Genomic DNA, 18,671 nt, shown 5'->3' with positions numbered 1-18,671 from the left:
TGACGGGCTTCTTTTTTATACAAGTAACGGTAATTTCATAACAGCCTCTTCAACCGAACGCACTATATGATTTGCTTTCTCCTTTACATATGGATGGGCATGATGAAGAGTAAATGAATGCGGGGTTACTTCAAACATAGAAATATCATTGAAAGAATCTCCAATACAAGCAACTTCATTTGCTTCAATTTGCAAATGGTCCATTAGTCGCTTTAGAGCACTCCCCTTACTCACGCCTCTTGGCATAATATCAACATAGCGTTTACCTGATATAAAAACTTCCGCTTCGCCTTGAAACGTATCTCGTAGCTCTTGATCTAGCGTCACAATTTTCTCTTCTTCTCCAAAAACAAACAATTTTGCAGGGTGTACAGTCTTACCAAACTCTTCTTCTAACGCTTCAATTTCAGCGATATGCACGCCCATATACGCTTCAAAATTATGGTGATGCTCATTTTTCCTTTTTGTATATCGCTGCTCATTTGCACAAACAATATCCGCTAGTCCTTTTTTATGTATATATCGATATATTTCCTGGGCAACCGTATTTTCAAAACTCGATTCATGAAATAAATTCCCATCCGGAAGTAACATTGTTGCTCCATTTAAGCCAGTTGTGTAATACGGGAATGAAAACCTTTTTACAACTTCATCAATTCTGTGTGTAAAGCGGCCAGAGGCAAAACAAATATTTGTCCCTTTCTCAGCTAACCAACACAGCGCACGCTCATCTTCTTTTTGCATATGATTCACATCGTAAACGAGCGTGTCATCTAAATCACTTACAAATAATTTAATCATGTCCTCTTCCCCTTCCATACACAATATCTACTCTAAGTGTACACAAAAAATGTTTGATTTTTGTTAAAAAACAATAAATTTTTACTAAAAAAAAATAAACGGGTGTATAATCCCGTTTATTTTTGTCTTTTTACATTTTGAGGTCTTACAATACTTGGTCGTACTTTTAAACTAGACATTGTTGGACGGAGTAAAATTTTTGTTAATGCGCCCCAATCAAATGGTAAAAACGGCCATAAATAAGGTGTTTGTAAACTTTTTATAGACGTTAAAAATAAAATTAATATCGTCATACCAATTACAAATCCCATCTCATGGAAGAGACCTGTTAAAATAATAACAAACAATTTCCCAACCTTATTCCCTAATCCTAATTCATAACTCGGTGTTGCATATGCACCGATCATCGAAACCGCTACATACAAAATTACTTCTGGCACAAACAAACCTACATCAATTGCAATTTGACCAATTAATATAGCGGAAATCAATCCTGCTGCAGATGATAGCGGCGTTGGAGTATGAATGGCTGCCATCCTTAAAAACTCAAGTCCGACCTCTGCCATTAACACCTGTAATAAAATTGGTAAATGCGTCATCTTAGTCGGTCCAATAAAAGCAAGATTTGCTGGCAAAAGAGTTGGATCAAATACAAACACTAACCAAAATGGTAATAAAAATAACGAGAATATAACACCTAAAAAGCGCACCCAGCGTAAAAATGTACCGACAGCTGGATTTTGCCTAAACTCTTCTGCATGCTGTAAATGATGAAAATATGTTGTCGGTGTAATCATAGCACTTGGTGATGTGTCAACGAGTACTAACACATGTCCTTCTAGTAGATGATTTGCTGCTACATCTGGTCTTTCTGTGTATCGAATAAGCGGGAAGGGATTGTAACCTTGTTTCACTACAAATTCCTCTACCGTTTTATCCGCCATCGTAATCCCATCTACTTCAATGTTATTTAATTCTTGTTTTATAATCTTTACTAAATCTGGATTTGCAACATCTTGAACGTATGTAATACAAATATCCGTTTGCGATCTATCTCCTACTCGAACCATTTCATTTCGAAGTCGTGGATCTCGAATTCTCCTACGAATTAACGCTGTATTTACAACGATATTTTCAACAAATCCATCCCTCGCACCGCGTACTACCTTTTCGGTATCTGGTTCTGTCGGTGTTCGCCCTGGATAACTACGAACATCGATCGCGAACGCTTCCGTTTCACCTTCCACAAATATCACGATGAGTCCTGATAATACTTGGAGCATTACCTCATCCATCGTTTTCACTTTACTTACTTGTTGATGGATTAAACGATTCTCTAAAAGCTTCACTGTATCTTCTTCTACATCCCTTATCTCATTTGTATCCACAGCTTCTTCTAAAATAGGGATAATATAATTTGTATCACAAAGTCCGTTTACAAATAACACACCGATTTCTTTATTCAAAATTTGAAATTTACGAATGCCAACATCGTATGTAACACCTAGTCCAACTGTCTGCTTTAAATAATTTTCATTGTCACTTATGAAAGTTGATATAGGGATATCCACTTTTTTAGGCTTCGTCATAAAAACCACTCCTTTCCAAAATTAATTGAATCGCTTTTCTAGTAATAGGTGATCCCCTCTCCCATTCATCATTCCCACACATCTTACCAATGTCACCGACTCCAACGATGACAGGAACATTCAAGTCATCTAAACAATAAATTGTATCTCCGCTAATTCTGCCAATTTCACCATCTGGAAGTCCAAATTTATCAACACCGTATTCGGTTAAATTCCCGTTCCGATCTACACTTACATCTACACGTGCCCATTCCCAATGATGCGTATTAGACGCTACCGCTAAAATACCGAGCACATCAATTTGTTTATGGGTAGCTACATATTTTAAAGCCTTTTCACCAGATCCTTCTCCAATAAATCCACTGTCATCAAACATGACAAATACAGGGTCATATGGCGTTTGCATAATAAGCTCAACAACTTTTTTCCCTGTCAATTTGGTTGGATTACTTTGTGATGCTGAAATACACCTTCCCCCAAATTCCTTCGTTAAAAGCTCAATTGTCCGCTTTGCATATTCATCTCCATCTGTGACCAAAACAACCCTTCGTCTCATTTAATTTATCCTTTCGGTTTACATATAAGTGCTATAAAAAATGAAAACAATATCGCTGCGGAAATGCCCGCAGACGTTAAACTAAACATGCCAATACCAATTCCTAAATATCCATGTTTTTCTGCCGCATGCATTGCTCCGTGCAATAGTGAATGTCCAAAACTTGTAATAGGGACTGTTGCTCCAGCACCTGCAAACTTTATTAGTTTATCGTACAATCCAAATCCATCTAAAATTGCTCCGATGACTACAAAAGTTGCCATTAAATGTGCTGGTGTTAACTTTGCGAAATCTAACAATAGTTGCCCAATTACACAAATAGCTCCACCTACAAGAAATGCATATATAAAATCCACAATTCACTCTCCTTTAACTCTCTCAAATACGACACCATGTGCAATTGTTGGAATCGTTTCTTTCTGTTGCATCATTATCGGGCTTAATAATGCGCCAGTGGCAACGACAAAAATTCGTTGTAAATTCCCTTTTTGCATCTCGTGTAATAAATGGCCATATGTGACAACTGCTGAACAAGCGCAACCACTACCACCTGCAAACACTTCTTCTTGACTTGATTCATAAATCATTAATCCGCAATCATTGTATATATGTCCAAGATCGTAACCTTCCTCAAGTAAAAGTTGTTTTGCAATCGGCGTCCCAACAGCTGATAAATCACCCGTAACAATCAAATCATAGTCATCGGCACTTCTTCTTAAATCTTCAAAATGCTGTTGAATTGTATGAGCTGCTGCCGGAGCCATCGCTGCCCCCATATCCAAAGGATTTGTGATTCCTAAATCTTGCACTTTCCCGATTGTAGCCGCCGTAATTTTAATTGTGCTTTTTTCATTGCTAATTAATATAGATCCTGCACCAGTCACAGTTGAATTTGCTGTCCCTGGTTTTTGCCCACCGTACTCTGTTGGATAACGAAATTGTCTTTCAGCCGTTGCATTATGACTACTTACTGTAGCTAAGACACGATTTGCAAATCCACCGTCTATAAAAGCTGATCCAACTGCTAAAGTCTCCATAGACGTCGCACAGGCGCTAAACATTCCTAAAAAAGGAATGCCCCACTTACGCGCAACATAATTTGCGGTCACTGTTTGATTTAATAAATCTCCCGCTAAAAAGAAATCAATTTGCGATGTTTTTATATTCCCTTTTTGCACTGCTTGTTGAATTGAGTCTGACATTAATCTTCGTTCGGCGAGCTCCCAATTTTCCTCTCCACAATGCAAGTCGTCATATGAAATATCAAAATCTTTTCCAAGAGGGCCCTCAGCTTCTTTAGGACCGACAGCAGTACCCGTTGCATTCACATATATATCATTTTGAAATACCCACGTTTGTTTTCCGGTCAACCTCATACTAGCCCTCCTTTAAGACATAAAAATTTTAAAGGTATACCTTATTAACCCAATGATATATGCACCAACAACCCCAAATACAATCACACTTCCTGCCAGTTTAAACATATTTGTAGCAATCCCTAGAACAATCCCTTCACTCTTATGTTCTAAGGCAGCGCTCGCCATAGAATTTGCAAATCCTGTCACCGGCACCGCTGATCCTGCTCCAGCAAATTGACCGATTTTATCATATACACCACATCCTGTTAAAATCGCAGATAATAAAACAAGCGTTGCAACAGTTGGGTTTCCTGCCTCTTGTTCACTGAAGTGAAAATAATGTATATAAAATTTCATGATTACTTCTCCAACTGTACAAATGAGTCCACCTACAAGAAATGCTTTGATACAATTTAGTAAATAGTTTGGCTTTGGATGATACTCCTTCACTTTATTTATGTAATCATCCTTCAATTTCTGACTTGTCATTTATATACTGCCTCCTACTTTACGAAATAAATCCAGTGAAACAACGAGCCTATTACTTTCCCAAGTACAAGAGCAACGAGTAAAACAATAATCTTCCCCTCTACACCTACTCGTTTCGCTAAAATAGGTAGAACATTTAACACCTCTGTTAATGCCGCAGCAAGCATTCCAATGAACGTGCCACAAAATATCCCTAATATAACGAGCCAATATTGCGACGTTTGAAATGTAATGTTTTTCAAACTGCACCAAGCCCCTGTTAAAGTACCTGCAATGACTGCCCACTCAAAATATTGAATATGCTTTCCACTTCTCGTTAATTGAGCTAAACGGGGGATTATACCAAGTACAGCTAAAAATGCGACATATCCGCTACCTACCGCTATCCCTCCAGCTAAACCAATTAAAATAACAAATCCAGACTCAATCATCGGCAAGTTGTTTCATATTATCCTTGTTTTCATTAACGATTACATACTGATCAAGTGACTGTTGGTATTGAAACATCTCAACTTCTAACGGACTCGGCTCTTCATTAATTCGTTTTTGAAATACATGATTAAAGAATAAAACCATCCCTAAGCCAAGACCTACAGAATAAGGAATTTGAAATAAAAGTGGCTGTGCATTAAATTCTCCAGTAATCATGTAATATAACCGTTGATGTACTTGTTGCATACTTACATCTTCATGGAAATAAATGATCGCAAGGGCCGCTCCAATGAAAAGTAACAGCCATACAAGCCCGAAAAAAACTGGATGCGCCTTCTTTTTTTCGTATATAATTTCAACAAGAGTTTGTCCAGAACCAAGTAAATTAATTTGTACATGAGATGCTTTCTGTTGAATAATCTCGATTACTTTCATGACATCAATTACAACATGCGTCTTATCATGCGCTGTTATTTTGTAAACTATCTCATTTTGTAACAACTCAACTACGGAAGAATCTCCGGCAAGTTGAGCAACATCGCCCAGCTTTACTTCATAAGTAGGAGAAACTTTTAAACGATTGCGCATTTTAATATAAATCGTTTGTTCCAAATTTCATTCACCCCTTCACTCTTCCTCGTAGTTGTAGTATGGTTATTGAATTTTTTTCTAATACAATTTTTTCATAAAAAAACATCTGCAACATTTTGGTACAGATGTTTTTTACTTATGCCTTTTTCTTAAATAAGTTTGCAATACTTAATGCAAGCCCTCCCCAAATGACTACTATTCCAATAACCATCATCATAATAGCTGATCCACTCATTATGAAACACCTCGATCTTTCCATTCTTTTTCAAGCTTAGCAGAATCCGAATGAATTTGTGCATCCCATTTTTTTAGGCCAATGATTATTGCAACTATGAGGAATGCTGCTGCTATCGACCAACCATACGTTACAACAAACTCAGTCGGATAATCTCCGTAGTTCTTTTTAATATTTTGGATTGTACCATCAATTAGCATATACCCTAACATAAGCGGAGTAATAACGAGTAAACTCACTCTCCAAAACGTTCCTAATTTAATATCAGATACAAAGTTTGCATGATTTTGATAAACTGGTAAGCGACGTAAAATGAGCCCTATCGTAACTACTTCCGCAAGTGCAATTGTAATTAATCCGAAATTATTAGCGAAATAGTCGACAACATCTAAGAACATAAGTCCACCACGTGTTGCAAAAACAAGAGAAACTAACACGAGAAGGGTTCCCATAATTCCAATAGTTTTTTCCCGACTTAAACTGAATTTTTCAGATACAGCGGCAAAGCATACTTCCGCGAGTGAAATAAGTGATGTAATTCCAGCAACCGTTAACGATAAGAAAAATAAAACACCAAACAACGGTGACATCGGCAATTCATTAATAATTTGTGGAAATACTACGAACGCAAGCCCAACGCCAGCACTTGCTACTTTATCAACCGGTACTCCCATATTATTTGCCATAAATCCAAGAGCTGCAAAGACCCCAATACCTGCTAATAATTCAAATCCTGAGTTTGCAAATCCAGTAATAAAGGCATTATTTGTTGTATCCGAGTTTTTCGGTAAATAACTAGAATACGTAATCATAATTCCAAATGCTAAAGATAAACTAAAGAATATTTGACCATAAGCAGCAAGCCATACTTTCCCATCAAAGATACGACTCCAATCTGGTTTAAAGAATGCATCTAGTCCTTGCATAGCACCTTCCATCGTCACTGCACGAACAACGATAATAAGGAACATAACAACTAATAAAGGAATAAATATACGGTTAACAACTTCGATTCCTTTTTTAACTCCTTTAAATGCAACGCCAAGCACAATAATCCAAACGAGAGCTAACGGAATTAATACTTCCGGTACAAGTCCTCCAAATTGTCCTGGCTTATCTGCAACATGTAAGTACTCTTTAAATAAAAATGATTGCGTGTCTTTTCCCCACGCTCCAGTAATTGCAAAGTATGTATAGGATATAGACCAAGCAATAATTACTGCATAATATGTTGAAACGATAAATGTTACGCACATTTGCCACCATCCAATAAATTCGGCACGCGGGTTAATACGGAAAAATGTAAGTGGTGCTGAACCACGATGACGATGACCAAGGGCAAACTCAAACGCTAACAATGAAATACCAGTCGTTAATAATGCAAATAAGTACGGTAAAAAGAATGCTCCTCCTCCATTTTCATACGCTGTATAAGGAAAACGCCATATGTTTCCTAATCCAACGGCAGATCCGACCGCTGCGAAAATAAATCCAGCTCTCGTTCCCCATTGTTGCCTCGTTTCCATATTTCCTTCCCCCTTTATGACAAGTTCATACTTGGATTATATTTTAAATTGACTAAATTATCAATAAATTCTGTTAATTTTTGCGAAAATTAACATTTCTCTCCTATTAACGGCACAAAAAAATCGAATAGACAATTATTCGTCTATTCGATCTTTCATCTGTTTTAATATTTTCTTTTCAAGTCTTGAAACTTGTACTTGCGAAATGCCTATGCGCTCGGCTACTTCTGACTGTGTTTGATCTTTATAGTAACGCAAGTATACAATTAAGCGCTCTCGTTCATCTAGTTCTCTAATCGCTTCTTTTAAAGCAATTTTATCGAACCATTTCGTTTCAGATTGATCTGCAATTTGATCTAAAATAGTGATTGGATCTCCATCGTTTTCATATACAGTTTCATGTATAGATGAAGGGGCCCGGCTCGCTTCTTGTGCTAGAACAACTTCCTCTGGAGTTAGTTCTAGTGCCTCTGCCACTTCATTAATCGTTGGAGCCCTTCCGAATTCTTTCGAAAGCTCATCTCTCATCTTTCGAATTTTGTTTCCTGTTTCTTTTAAAGACCTACTAACTTTCACTGATCCATCATCGCGTAAGAAACGTTGTATTTCACCAATAATCATTGGAACTGCATATGTTGAAAATTTCACGTCGAAAGATAAATCAAATTTATCTACCGATTTCAAGAGCCCAATACATCCAATTTGAAATAGGTCGTCTGGTTCGTATCCTCGATTAAGAAACCGCTGTACAACCGACCAAACGAGGCGCATATTACTTTGAACGATTGTATCTCTCGCTTGTTGATCTCCATCTTGACTTTTTTGAATTAACGCTTTTAGCTCGTGGTCCTTTAACTGAGGTTTCTTCTTCTCATTTTTGACCTCTATGTCCATAGGCTATTCTCCTTAATTGCATAGAGCGTTACTATTTGATAAGTATTTTGTCAAATGGATTGTTGTCCCGAAAGATTCGTTTGAAATAACTTCTACTTCATCCATAAAATTTTCCATGATAGTAAATCCCATTCCGGAACGCTCTAATTCAGGTTTAGTTGTAAAAAGGGGTTGTCTCGCTTCATCTAAGTTAAAGATTCCAATCCCTTCATCTCGAATCGTGAGTTTCACCATTGCTTCTTCCAAAATTACAGAAATATAAACAATACCTTCTGCATTTCCTTCGTATCCATGAATAATTGCATTTGTAACCGCTTCTGACACAACTGTTTTAATCTCCGTTAATTCTTCCATCGTTGGATCTAGTTGTGCAATGAAAGCCGCCACTGTAACGCGAGCGAATGATTCATTTTGACTTAATGCTGAAAATTGAAGGTTCATTTCATTTCTCATCTATGCCACCCCCAACGTCGCGAGCGCGTGCGCTTCACTTTCTTCTAAGCGAACGATTTTGAATAAGCCCGACATTTCAAATAAACGCTTAACAGGCGGTGAAATTGCACAAACAACCATTTCTCCACCTAATCCCTTTACGTGTTTATATCGGCCTAATATAACACCTAGACCAGAACTATCCATAAACGATAAGTTCTCTAGGCTCAAAACAATATGATGAACACCATGTGTCTCAATCATATCTGTTACTTTCGTTCGCAACTCTTCAGCCGTATGATGATCTAATTCACCCTCTAGTCTCACACATAGGACGTCACGTTTTACTTCTAATTGCATGGAAAGACTCACACGATTTCCTCCTTATGCTCAAACTTTACTTATTCACATACATAAAGATTTTCGTGATATAAAATAAGAATCCTTCCTGCTGACAAAAGAAGAACTATTTCGTCATAAAGTGAAACCTTTCAGCATTATTCACTTACATACGAATAGAAAAGCGGCAAAATATTTGCCGCTATTTTGATGTTGAAAATATCCCAAAACTTCTTTTAAATAACTCCCACCAGCTCGCTGCAGCAACATCTTCTTTTGCTATAATTGTTTGTTTTAATAAAACATCTTTATCTTTTTTTATAACAAGGGTGCCAAGCGCGTCACCTTTTTTAATCGGTGCTTTTACTTTCTTTTCAGCAATTACTTCTTGTTTTACCTTGTCCATATTCTCGCCCTTCTTCATAAGAAGAGAAACATTATCTGACGCAACTAAATCTACTTTTTCTTTTTTCCCTTTTCCTACTTGAACTGTCTTAATTTTTTCGCCGCGCGTATACAATTTCTTTGTCATATATTGTCCAAATGCATAGTCAAGAAGCTTTGTCACTTGGTTGTTCCGTTCTTTTGATGTTGGTGCTCCCATGACAACTGAAATGACACGCATACCATTTTTTTCAGCCGATGCTGTTAAACAATATTTCGCTTCTGTCGTAAAACCTGTTTTTACTCCATCTACGCCAGGATAAAAACGTACTAGTTTATTCGTATTAACGAGCCAAAACTTTTTATCCGTATCTTCACGTAAATAATCTTCGTACTTACCTGTGTATTTACGAATAAGTGGATACTTCATCAATTCTCTCGCCATTATAGCCATATCATTTGCTGTCGAATAATGGTCTTTGGCCGGAAGACCTGTTGGATTTTGAAAATGTGTATTTTTCAGCCCTAAATCTTTCGCCTTTTTGTTCATCATATTTACAAATCCTTCTTCTGAACCTGCGATGTGCTCGGCTACTGCAACAGATGCGTCATTTCCAGATGCAATTGCAATACCCTTTAACATCTCATTTACAGTCATCTCTTCCCCAGGTTCTAAAAAGATTTGCGATCCACCCATTGAAGCTGCATGTTCGCTCGCTCTAACTTTATCGGTCAGTTTTAATTTTCCTTTTTCAACTTGTTCCATAATTAAAAGCATTGTCATAATCTTTGTCATACTAGCAGGTGGTAATTTTTCATTTGGGTTTTTATCAAATAAAACTTTACCTGTATCTTGCTCAATTACGATTGCTGACGACGCTTGTTCCGCTAACTTCGGCGTTGTTTCTTCTGTTTTCTCCTGCTTCGTTTTCTCAGATTGCGCAAAACTCACTGAAGTTCCAGAAAGCAATAACATGAAACAAACAAGTATTCCAAAAACTCGCTTCATGACTAACCCTCCATTCTATATCAGACCTATTTTTTCCAATTTATCTTTTTTTAATACCAAATTTTTCTAACATTTTCAGTTGACAAACACATTCTCCCCCTATATTGTATTAAGTGTATTACATACAGTAGTACACTTAATACATATGAGGAAGGAGACATTGCTCTTGCATATTCAACTTGATCCAAGAAGCAACACTCCGATATGGGAACAAATTGTTCAAAATATAAAAGAACTCGTATTGAAAAACATGTTGGCTCCAAGTGATAAACTTCCTTCTGTACGCGAACTCGCTTCTTTACTCGTTATAAATCCAAATACAGTGAGTAAAGCGTATCAAGAGTTAGAGAGACAAGGAATTATTGAAACGTTACGAGGAAAAGGAACATTTGTATCCCAATCGATTACCCCAACATTAGACGAAAGGAAAATCGCTATGGTTGAAAAGCAATTTCATCAATTACTATTAGAAGCCTCTTATCTTGGTGTTACAAAAGATAAAATTCATGATTGGATAGATTCATACTATAAAGAGATTGGAGGAAATACAGATGCTGAAAGTGACAAGCCTGAAGAAAACAATTGATAATCAAACGATTTTAGACGATGTTTCTTTCACATTGCAAAGAGGGAGTATCATCGGATTACTTGGAAGAAACGGCGCGGGAAAAACAACTTTATTACGAACGATGGTCGGCATTTTAGACCCAGACGAGGGAACTGTTACATATGAGGATATCGACATCCATAAAAATCCTGAAACGAAACAAAAAATCGTATATGTTCCGGATTCTACTAACATACTGAACGGTTATACAGTAAAAGAAATCGTGAAGTTTTATAAAGCAGTTTATACCGCATTTGATGAACCATATTTCTACGAACTACTAGAACGTTTTAACTTACCAAACAAACGAATTCGTAGTTATTCAAAAGGAATGAAGGCACTGCTTGCCATCATTTTAGCTGTTGCTGCACAGGCAGAATATATTATTTTAGATGAACCGACAAATGGACTTGATCCTATCGTTAAAAGACAGATTTTACAGTTTCTCGTTGGAGAAGTTGCAGAAAAAGAGATTACCATTTTCATATCTACCCATCATTTAGATGAAGTTGAACAAATTGCAGATACAATCATTATGTTAAAAGGACATACTGTATCTTCTATTACATCGCTAGACGATGCAAAATCACAATTTGCTAAAATCCAAGTTGCTTATGAACGATCATTACCTCAAAAACTAGAAAACTTAAGCAATATTAAAATATTAAATCAAACAGGAAAAGTATATACAATCTTAATTGAGGGAAATGTAGCTACAACACTGGAGAAGTTTTATAAAGAGCAACCTATACTCATTGAAGAATTAACAATGTCACTTGAAGATGTCTTTGTTACGACACTGGAGGAGGATGGGTATGTTTCATAAAGCGTTGTGGATGTGGAATTGGAAGCGCGGGAAATATGCTGCTTTAATGTTTTTCTTTAGTACACTTTATTATTTATCCTTCAAATACTATAGAGATGCTCAACTACAACTAGCTAAGTATTATACCTTAAAAGAAAAAGGAAGATTCGATTATAGTTACACATTTTGGTCAAATGATAATAGCCTTTGGTTAACTATTCTTATTATTTCTTTAGCATGTCTATTATTGGGATGGGAACGTAGCAATCAATCTATTACTTTACTTATGGGAATGCCTTTTAAGCGAAAAGATATTTTCTTATCTAAATGGGTTTTTGGTTCGTTCTGTATTGTATGCTCATTTCTTTTAAATTGGTTTTTTATGTATTTTATTTATAGAACTACAATTCATTTTGATTATCAATCATTTGGACCATTTCATCGATACTTTCTGTATGCAATCGTTTCATATGTCGCTGTATATACAGCTGCTTTATGTATCGGTACTTTTACTGGAGGGATCGTTTCACAAGTCGTTTTTTGTATTCCTTGGTTACTAATGGGTCTTACATTTATTTCATTACTATACAATTTCACAATTAATTCTCTAGATATTACATATCAAAAAGACCGAAACTTATATGTAAGCCTATCGGAAATTAATAGAAAAACAAATATCGCTGCACCGATAAATTACTTTTCTATTAATTACTACTATAATCAGGAAAAAGATACGGAAGCACCCGATTCATCGCTTCTAAAAGGACCAGAGTTCCATAGTTATTATTCGGCTAAATCAATGCTAGTTCCTATTTTTTATACAATTTTCTATTTATTAATTGGCACATATTTATATACGCGGTCACCACTAGAAAACAGTCAAAAGATATTTATTTCACTAAAGCATTTACGAATATGGATATGGATAGCGACAATTTATTTTGCATTACTAGGTAGCTATAGATTACCTCTATTTAATTTCTTATTTAATCAGTATACCGGTATGTGTTTTGCTGGAATCATCGCTTATTTCTTACTAAAACGCCTTACAAATTATAAAGCCTTTTAAAGGAGAGATCCTATGTTTCAAAAAGCATTATGGCTAAGGACTTATCAACAAAGTAAATATATGGTCTGGTTATTTTGGTTCATCAGCTTCTACAATTTATCATGCAAATATTATATGACATCAATTCAACAACAACACCTTCTAAACATGCCGAAAGAAGAAAACCATGTATATTATTACCATTTTGATTTATCACTTATGGATCCTGTCATGTTTCAAGGTGGTGCACTTATTATTCTCGCCTGCACTTTGATCGGTTGGGAAAGACAAAGTAGTTCCATTGATTTTCTTTGGTCTATGCCTTTTAAACGTTCACATCTTTTTATGACAAAATGGTTGTTTGGCATTTGTAACATTGTAGCAGTTGTCAGTATAAACTGGGGGCTATTTGCTATTATGAAAAATATGACTGTTCATAATAAATACCAAGTATTTTCTCCATTCCATTCTTATTATATATATCTGTTAATTGTATTAATTGCTATTTATACACTTGCCTTATGTATAGGAACAATCACTGGAAATATTATCTCGCAGGGACTTCTCACTGCAGCTATATTCATGTTCCCATTGTTACTTCCATCTCTTATCTCAGGAGTCATGGCTATTCACTCAAATATAGATTTTCATGAAAACAATGGAATTATGCACCGTTTTTTGGAAAACATCCGTATTTCTGGTCCAGCAGAAGATTTTCGTATTAGATTTGATTATAATCCACAAAGTGCCTATACCGATCCTGATGGCGTGCGTCATAACGAACCAAACTTTACAAAAATCCCTTCAGCAAAATTATTGATCGCGCCTATTATACATACCATTATTTTATTACCCTTGGGTATGTATTTATATGTTCGTTCAGTCAATGAGCGAAACGGTAGCTTCTTACTTTATCCGAAGTTACAAAAAATAGTTATAGGCCTTGTTGTTTTCTTTATAGGAATCGTTGCTGGTTTAGTCTTAAGGGGAGATAAATCATTACTTAATTTTTACATTGGATTTTTTGGCGCAAGCACAATGAGCTATTTTCTTCTATCCAAACTATTGAAATGGAAGTTCTCTTGGAACGCTAAATAAACTCATCATTATCACAATTTTGTACTGGAGGGATTACATGTTTCATAAAGCTTTATGGATCCATCATTACAAGCAAAGTAAGTACATTCTTTTACTCTTTGCTTGTAGTAGTTTTTGGTTTTTACCTATTAACTATTTTAGGGATTTACAGGTTCAACCAAACGAAGATGGCTATTTCTTTTATAGTTTAAATGGGGATACTCTTATTATCCCCTTCATTCCAATCTTCATATTACTTGCCTGTTCATTAATCAGTTGGGAAAGACATAATCAAACAGACTATCTGTTATTTGCAATGCCATTCACAAGAAAAGAGCTTTTTCTTTCTAAGTGGCTGTTTGGGACAACCGCAATTATATTCATAATAGGTATTAATGCCGTCTTATTGTATTTCATCCTAAAAATTAATCTTTTTAACCAACACCAATCTTTTGGGCCAATGGGTACATTATTATGTTATGTTACCATTACATGGATGGCAATTTTTACAATAGCTATCTTTATCGGAACAATTGCTGGAAATGTCATTTCGCATAGTATATTAAGCTTAATTTTCATTATATTACCATCTGGAATAGGCATGTTACTGTTTCATTTTGCTTGGATTCACACAAATGTATCTACAACTGAATTTTTCCTTAAGAAAGTGAATTATACATCATATATAGAGAACGTTGAAGTTTTTGTACCTACTAATAATACTTATATATCTTATGCATTTAATCCAAAAATAAAGGAAGTAGACATAAATAATTTAAAAGAATCGGTTAAGGAGCACCATCAATTTCAGCCTATCTGGAAGCTTATCACTCCGATTCTATATATTCTCATCCTTTTACCATTAGGAGTATTTTTATATGATCGGACCCCAAATGAAAATAACGGTAAAATATTATTATTCACTAAACTAAATGGTTTATTTATACCATGTGTTACAATATGTTTTGCTCTATTAGGAGGCCGGATAACAGGTGGGAAAAGTGATCCACTATTAAGTTATTACGCTGGGTTCATAATAATAGGACTATTTAGCTATATAATACTTCACTATTTGATAAATAAAAAATTTTTACTTCCTACGAAATAACCTCCTCTTAAAGAGGAGGTTATTTTACATTCTCTCTCCTATCCCCATACACCATCTCTTCTTTCATCCCAAATCCATCACCATTTTGCACAATTTGCTCTGTCGGTGCAACTACACTTTCGGCAATTTTCCATTCCCCACGCTCTTTTACGAATACTTGTAGAAAATAGTTCATGCCATCTAATTGATATGCATTTTCTTTTTTCACATTATAGTGAATCGCAATGTAGTACACTTGAATGTTTTCTTTCCCTATTTTTGATACGTATTGCGATAGTCTCGGTATATAAAGTGCTGCTTTCTGAAAAGATAGTTGCTTCGCTTTAACAAGCGATGAACTTGTTACATTACGTAATGTGTCCCGATTACGAGTATTATCGCTATGGTGGAATAACACTGCGTTTTGCATAGAACGAACCCATAATTTCGAATATAAAACTGTATTATCAGTTTCAATGTACTTCACTTCTTTTCGCACCACTTGGATAGGCGTATCTGCGTACGTGAATGTTTGAAAACAGAAAAAACTACCAAATAAAATGGTAAGTGCAGCAATATATTTCATAATCTTTCCTCCGATCTTTTAATTAAAGTATCGGAGTTTCAAAATATTTTTATTCAAAAGAAAAAGGATAGGAGTGCTTTCGCTTCCTATCCTCATTTATTATAATACGCGGCCAAATAGTTCTAAGACCATTTCTATTTCTTGGTCGCTCCAACCTTTAAATCTCTCTTTATAATATTCTTTACGCACAGCTTCAAGTTTTTCAGTTACTTCTCTTCCGTGCTCTGTAATTTCTAAGTACACGATTCGACGATCTGAATTAGAACGTTTTCTTTCTACTAATCCTTTTCGTACGAGACGATCTGTAACAGCTGTAATATGACTGGAGGTTACGTTTACTTCACTCGCAATTTGCGAAGCCATCTGTGGACTGTTTAAAAATAACGCACGTAATACAGAAAATTCATTATATGGCATATGTTCTGCAAAACGTGTATTAATATCATTTTGTAATAAACGTATCATTTTTCGAAATGATGCAGATAAATCTAAAATCAGCGTTTCTCTTTTTTCGTTCAATAGCCTCGTCCCTTTTTTATCATATTTACACATATTATAATCTATAAATACCTATGTTGTATATGCTTTCTTTCCTCAACATTCTCATTTATGTAACTTTTTTCATATAAATTTCTTTTTTGTTCACACATATACATATAAAAAGGATGGTGATGGAAAATGCAGGGTGGAATGAATCCTTATTTACACAACGTACGCACTGCTAATACTGGTAAAGAAGCTACTATTACTGTACAAGGAGAAGGTGTTGTAAAAGCAAAACCGAATGTTGTTATATTAACACTCGGCATTCGAACAGATGATAAAAATGTAAAACAGGCTCAAGAAGAAAATGCAGTGCAATCCAAACAATTGCTGGATGCACTTAAACAGCTTGGTATTGCCGATAAAGATATAGAGACGATTTCTTATACAATTACTCCTCAATACGAATATGTAAATGATAAAGCATTGCTGCAAGGATACCGTGTAGAGCATTTGTATGAAATTACCGTTTTAAATGTACAAAAAGCTGGGGAAGTATATGATATAGCCGTTTCAAATGGCGCAAATGTAGCAAAAGGTTTACGTTTCCGAGTATCTCATCCAAATAAATATTATGAGCAAGCTCTCATTCAAGCTCTGCACCAGGCAGTAGAAAAAGCTCGTGCTATTGCGAGTACATATAATTTAAATATTAATCCCGTTCCCCTCTCATTCGTTGAAGAATCTGCCCAATTACCAAGGGAGGTTACGTCTTATGCTACTTTACATGCGCAAGCAGCCCCGCCCATTCAATCAGGAGAATTAGAAATCATTTCAACAATACGGGCAATTTTTACGTATTTATAAATAATTTCATTTATAAGTAAACGTTATCATTTTCCTTGTTGTAAAAACATGATGTTCTGATATAATAAAGGACGGTGAGCTCTTACGAAAGAGATATCACGGGTGGGAGAGGGATATGAAAAAGAAGGTTTAACATGAAAGGAATACTTGAAAGAACATTTAAATTAGGTTTACACGAAACATCACCAAAACAAGAAGTTTTAGCTGGAGTTACGTCATTTTTCACGATTGTATATATTATGATTGTAAATGCGTCAATTTTATCCGATGCTGGCATTCCTCTTGAAGCTGGAATTTTAGCAACTGTTTTCAGTTCATTTGTCGGATGTCTACTCATGGCATTTTGGGCAAATGCACCTGCTATTCTTGTCCCTGGTATGGGTGTAAATGCATTCTTCACGTACACAGCTGTGCATACGCTTGGACTAACTTGGCAAGAAGCATTGGCTGCTGTCTTTATCTCTGGTATTATTTTTGCAATTGCCGCTTTTACACCAATCGCTCGCGTGCTATCAGTATCAATTCCAAAGTCATTAAAGGAAGCGATTACTGTCGGCATCGGATTATTTTTAGCGTTTATCGGATTGCAAAAAGGTGGTTTAGTCGTTTCGAACCCAAATACTGCTGTTGCAATGGGTAAATTAAGTAACCCTGTCGTTCTTGCGACCGTGCTTACTCTTATCGTTGCACTTGTACTATTTATTCGTAACGTACGTGGAAACTTTTTATGGACGATTGCAATAGGAACTGGTATTGCATGGCTATTTGGCCTTGTTGATACAAGTCAAATCGGAAATAGTTCATTCTCATTCGCTAATTACGGCGATGTGTTTGGAGCTATGTCATTTGGCAAACTTTCTTCCTTACCGTTTTGGATTGCAACATTCTCCTTAAGCATGGTGCTTATTTTTGAGAACATGGGACTTCTACACGGTTTATTAGAAGATGACCGTAAATTCCCACGTGCTTACCAAGCCAATGCAATTTCAGCAATGACATGTGGTCTATTTGGCACAAGCCCTACCGTATCAACAGTAGAGAGTGCCGCAGGTATTACTGCAGGCGGAAAGACAGGTCTGACGTCTATCGTTACAGGGTTGTTATTCTTTGCATCATTGTTTGCACTTCCGTTTGTCAAACTAATTCCTGATAGTGCCATTGCACCAATCTTAATTATTATTGGCGGCCTGATGATTACAAGCATTCAGCAAATTCCTCTGAACGATTTTTCAGAAGGATTTCCAGCGTTCTTAATTATCGTCATGATCCCGCTCACATATAGTATCGCTGATGGCATTGCGTTCGGATTTATTGCTTATCCTATCTTAAAAGTTGCTCTTGGAAAGCGTAAAGAAGTCGCACCATCTATGTATATCATTACATGCTTATTCTTAGCTATGTTTGTATTACATGCCATTGGTTAAGAAAAAACACCGGGGAAATCTGAAGTGAAGTGAACCCTGAAAACGGGACACC

The 18,671-nt window shown here is 35.9% G+C and carries 23 protein-coding genes; 7 read left to right on the top strand and 16 right to left on the bottom strand.

Features of this window, described 5'->3' with window-relative positions:
- Positions 1 to 15: 15 nt before the first annotated feature.
- The 14 genes from RT27_RS20485 to dacF all read right to left on the bottom strand — a co-directional run bounded on the left by RT27_RS20485 (position 16) and on the right by dacF (position 10,635).
- The gene (locus RT27_RS20485; RefSeq protein WP_002101284.1) at positions 16 to 819 is read right to left on the bottom strand and encodes a Cof-type HAD-IIB family hydrolase; all 804 of its coding nucleotides are present in this window, start codon (positions 817 to 819) and stop codon (positions 16 to 18) included.
- Between the two features lie 98 nt (positions 820 to 917).
- On the bottom strand, positions 918 to 2,390 hold the full coding sequence (gene spoVAF / locus RT27_RS20480) for a spore germination protein SpoVAF (protein WP_016080393.1): 1,473 nt from the start codon (positions 2,388 to 2,390) through the stop codon (positions 918 to 920).
- A complete protein-coding gene (locus tag RT27_RS20475) occupies positions 2,377 to 2,946 on the bottom strand; it encodes a stage V sporulation protein AE (protein WP_001254416.1) in 570 nt (189 codons plus the stop codon). Before RT27_RS20475 ends, spoVAF begins: the two co-directional genes overlap by 14 nt.
- A 5-nt stretch (positions 2,947 to 2,951) precedes the next feature.
- Positions 2,952 to 3,302: a stage V sporulation protein AE gene (gene spoVAE, locus RT27_RS20470; protein WP_000345907.1), complete on the bottom strand. Its 351-nt coding sequence runs from the start codon at positions 3,300 to 3,302 to the stop codon at positions 2,952 to 2,954.
- Positions 3,303 to 3,305: 3 nt separating this feature from the next.
- Positions 3,306 to 4,322 carry a stage V sporulation protein AD gene (gene spoVAD, locus RT27_RS20465; protein ID WP_016080391.1) on the bottom strand — a complete coding sequence of 339 codons (1,017 nt, stop codon included), beginning with the start codon at positions 4,320 to 4,322 and terminating at the stop codon, positions 3,306 to 3,308.
- A 12-nt stretch (positions 4,323 to 4,334) separates the two neighbouring features.
- The gene (gene spoVAC / locus RT27_RS20460; protein WP_029443183.1) at positions 4,335 to 4,793 is read right to left on the bottom strand and encodes a stage V sporulation protein AC; all 459 of its coding nucleotides are present in this window, start codon (positions 4,791 to 4,793) and stop codon (positions 4,335 to 4,337) included.
- A 14-nt stretch (positions 4,794 to 4,807) separates the two neighbouring features.
- Entirely contained in the window at positions 4,808 to 5,224 is a 417-nt protein-coding gene (gene spoVAB / locus RT27_RS20455; protein ID WP_000572936.1) for a stage V sporulation protein SpoVAB, read from the bottom strand.
- Positions 5,217 to 5,837 (bottom strand): stage V sporulation protein AA, encoded by a 621-nt coding sequence (locus RT27_RS20450; protein WP_016080389.1) that lies wholly within the window; start codon positions 5,835 to 5,837, stop codon positions 5,217 to 5,219. Before RT27_RS20450 ends, spoVAB begins: the two co-directional genes overlap by 8 nt.
- Positions 5,838 to 5,952: 115 nt before the next feature.
- Positions 5,953 to 6,051, bottom strand: a complete 99-nt coding sequence (locus tag RT27_RS20445; protein ID WP_000016826.1) for a methionine/alanine import family NSS transporter small subunit — start codon at positions 6,049 to 6,051, stop codon at positions 5,953 to 5,955.
- The gene (locus RT27_RS20440; RefSeq protein WP_029443184.1) at positions 6,051 to 7,577 is read right to left on the bottom strand and encodes a sodium-dependent transporter; all 1,527 of its coding nucleotides are present in this window, start codon (positions 7,575 to 7,577) and stop codon (positions 6,051 to 6,053) included. Before RT27_RS20440 ends, RT27_RS20445 begins: the two co-directional genes overlap by 1 nt.
- Positions 7,578 to 7,712: 135 nt before the next feature.
- Positions 7,713 to 8,471 (bottom strand): RNA polymerase sporulation sigma factor SigF, encoded by a 759-nt coding sequence (gene sigF, locus RT27_RS20435; protein ID WP_000350729.1) that lies wholly within the window; start codon positions 8,469 to 8,471, stop codon positions 7,713 to 7,715.
- A 12-nt stretch (positions 8,472 to 8,483) separates the two neighbouring features.
- Positions 8,484 to 8,924 (bottom strand): anti-sigma F factor, encoded by a 441-nt coding sequence (spoIIAB, locus tag RT27_RS20430; protein WP_001243398.1) that lies wholly within the window; start codon positions 8,922 to 8,924, stop codon positions 8,484 to 8,486.
- Complete coding sequence (spoIIAA, locus tag RT27_RS20425) at positions 8,925 to 9,275, bottom strand: anti-sigma F factor antagonist (protein ID WP_000059135.1); 351 nt, start codon at positions 9,273 to 9,275, stop codon at positions 8,925 to 8,927.
- 169 nt (positions 9,276 to 9,444) lie between these two features.
- Positions 9,445 to 10,635 carry a serine-type D-Ala-D-Ala carboxypeptidase DacF gene (gene dacF, locus RT27_RS20420; protein ID WP_029443185.1) on the bottom strand — a complete coding sequence of 397 codons (1,191 nt, stop codon included), beginning with the start codon at positions 10,633 to 10,635 and terminating at the stop codon, positions 9,445 to 9,447.
- 166 nt (positions 10,636 to 10,801) lie between these two features.
- On the opposite strand from dacF, the gene RT27_RS20415 reads away from it, so the two are divergent.
- Genes RT27_RS20415 through RT27_RS20395 form a run of 5 tightly spaced genes read left to right on the top strand, consistent with a single transcriptional unit; the run spans position 10,802 to position 15,280 of the window.
- Positions 10,802 to 11,221 carry a GntR family transcriptional regulator gene (locus RT27_RS20415; RefSeq protein ID WP_017673592.1) on the top strand — a complete coding sequence of 140 codons (420 nt, stop codon included), beginning with the start codon at positions 10,802 to 10,804 and terminating at the stop codon, positions 11,219 to 11,221.
- Positions 11,187 to 12,068 carry an ABC transporter ATP-binding protein gene (locus tag RT27_RS20410; RefSeq protein ID WP_029443186.1) on the top strand — a complete coding sequence of 294 codons (882 nt, stop codon included), beginning with the start codon at positions 11,187 to 11,189 and terminating at the stop codon, positions 12,066 to 12,068. Before RT27_RS20415 ends, RT27_RS20410 begins: the two co-directional genes overlap by 35 nt.
- Complete coding sequence (locus tag RT27_RS20405) at positions 12,058 to 13,116, top strand: ABC transporter permease subunit (RefSeq protein WP_029443187.1); 1,059 nt, start codon at positions 12,058 to 12,060, stop codon at positions 13,114 to 13,116. Before RT27_RS20410 ends, RT27_RS20405 begins: the two co-directional genes overlap by 11 nt.
- Before the next feature lie 12 nt (positions 13,117 to 13,128).
- Positions 13,129 to 14,193 carry an ABC transporter permease subunit gene (locus RT27_RS20400; protein WP_016080386.1) on the top strand — a complete coding sequence of 355 codons (1,065 nt, stop codon included), beginning with the start codon at positions 13,129 to 13,131 and terminating at the stop codon, positions 14,191 to 14,193.
- 37 nt (positions 14,194 to 14,230) lie between these two features.
- On the top strand, positions 14,231 to 15,280 hold the full coding sequence (locus tag RT27_RS20395) for an ABC-2 transporter permease (RefSeq protein WP_029443188.1): 1,050 nt from the start codon (positions 14,231 to 14,233) through the stop codon (positions 15,278 to 15,280).
- A 19-nt stretch (positions 15,281 to 15,299) separates the two neighbouring features.
- On the opposite strand, the gene RT27_RS20390 is transcribed toward RT27_RS20395, so the two are convergent.
- Together RT27_RS20390 and RT27_RS20385 are read right to left on the bottom strand one after the other, a co-directional pair.
- The gene (locus tag RT27_RS20390; protein WP_029443189.1) at positions 15,300 to 15,845 is read right to left on the bottom strand and encodes a hypothetical protein; all 546 of its coding nucleotides are present in this window, start codon (positions 15,843 to 15,845) and stop codon (positions 15,300 to 15,302) included.
- 99 nt (positions 15,846 to 15,944) lie between these two features.
- Positions 15,945 to 16,364 (bottom strand): MarR family transcriptional regulator, encoded by a 420-nt coding sequence (locus RT27_RS20385; RefSeq protein ID WP_001003307.1) that lies wholly within the window; start codon positions 16,362 to 16,364, stop codon positions 15,945 to 15,947.
- Positions 16,365 to 16,523: 159 nt separating this feature from the next.
- On the opposite strand from RT27_RS20385, the gene RT27_RS20380 reads away from it, so the two are divergent.
- On the top strand, positions 16,524 to 17,195 hold the full coding sequence (locus RT27_RS20380; RefSeq protein WP_001161449.1) for an SIMPL domain-containing protein: 672 nt from the start codon (positions 16,524 to 16,526) through the stop codon (positions 17,193 to 17,195).
- Between the two features lie 134 nt (positions 17,196 to 17,329).
- Positions 17,330 to 18,619 (top strand): NCS2 family permease, encoded by a 1,290-nt coding sequence (locus RT27_RS20375; RefSeq protein ID WP_000676248.1) that lies wholly within the window; start codon positions 17,330 to 17,332, stop codon positions 18,617 to 18,619.
- The last annotated feature ends 52 nt before the right edge of the window (positions 18,620 to 18,671 follow it).

It is taken from the genome of Bacillus sp. L_1B0_5, assembly GCF_000836715.1.
GTDB lineage: Bacteria > Bacillota > Bacilli > Bacillales > Bacillaceae_G > Bacillus_A > Bacillus_A thuringiensis_S.
Note: the sequence above shows the minus strand (reverse complement) of the source record. Positions and strands in the feature narration are given on the sequence as shown.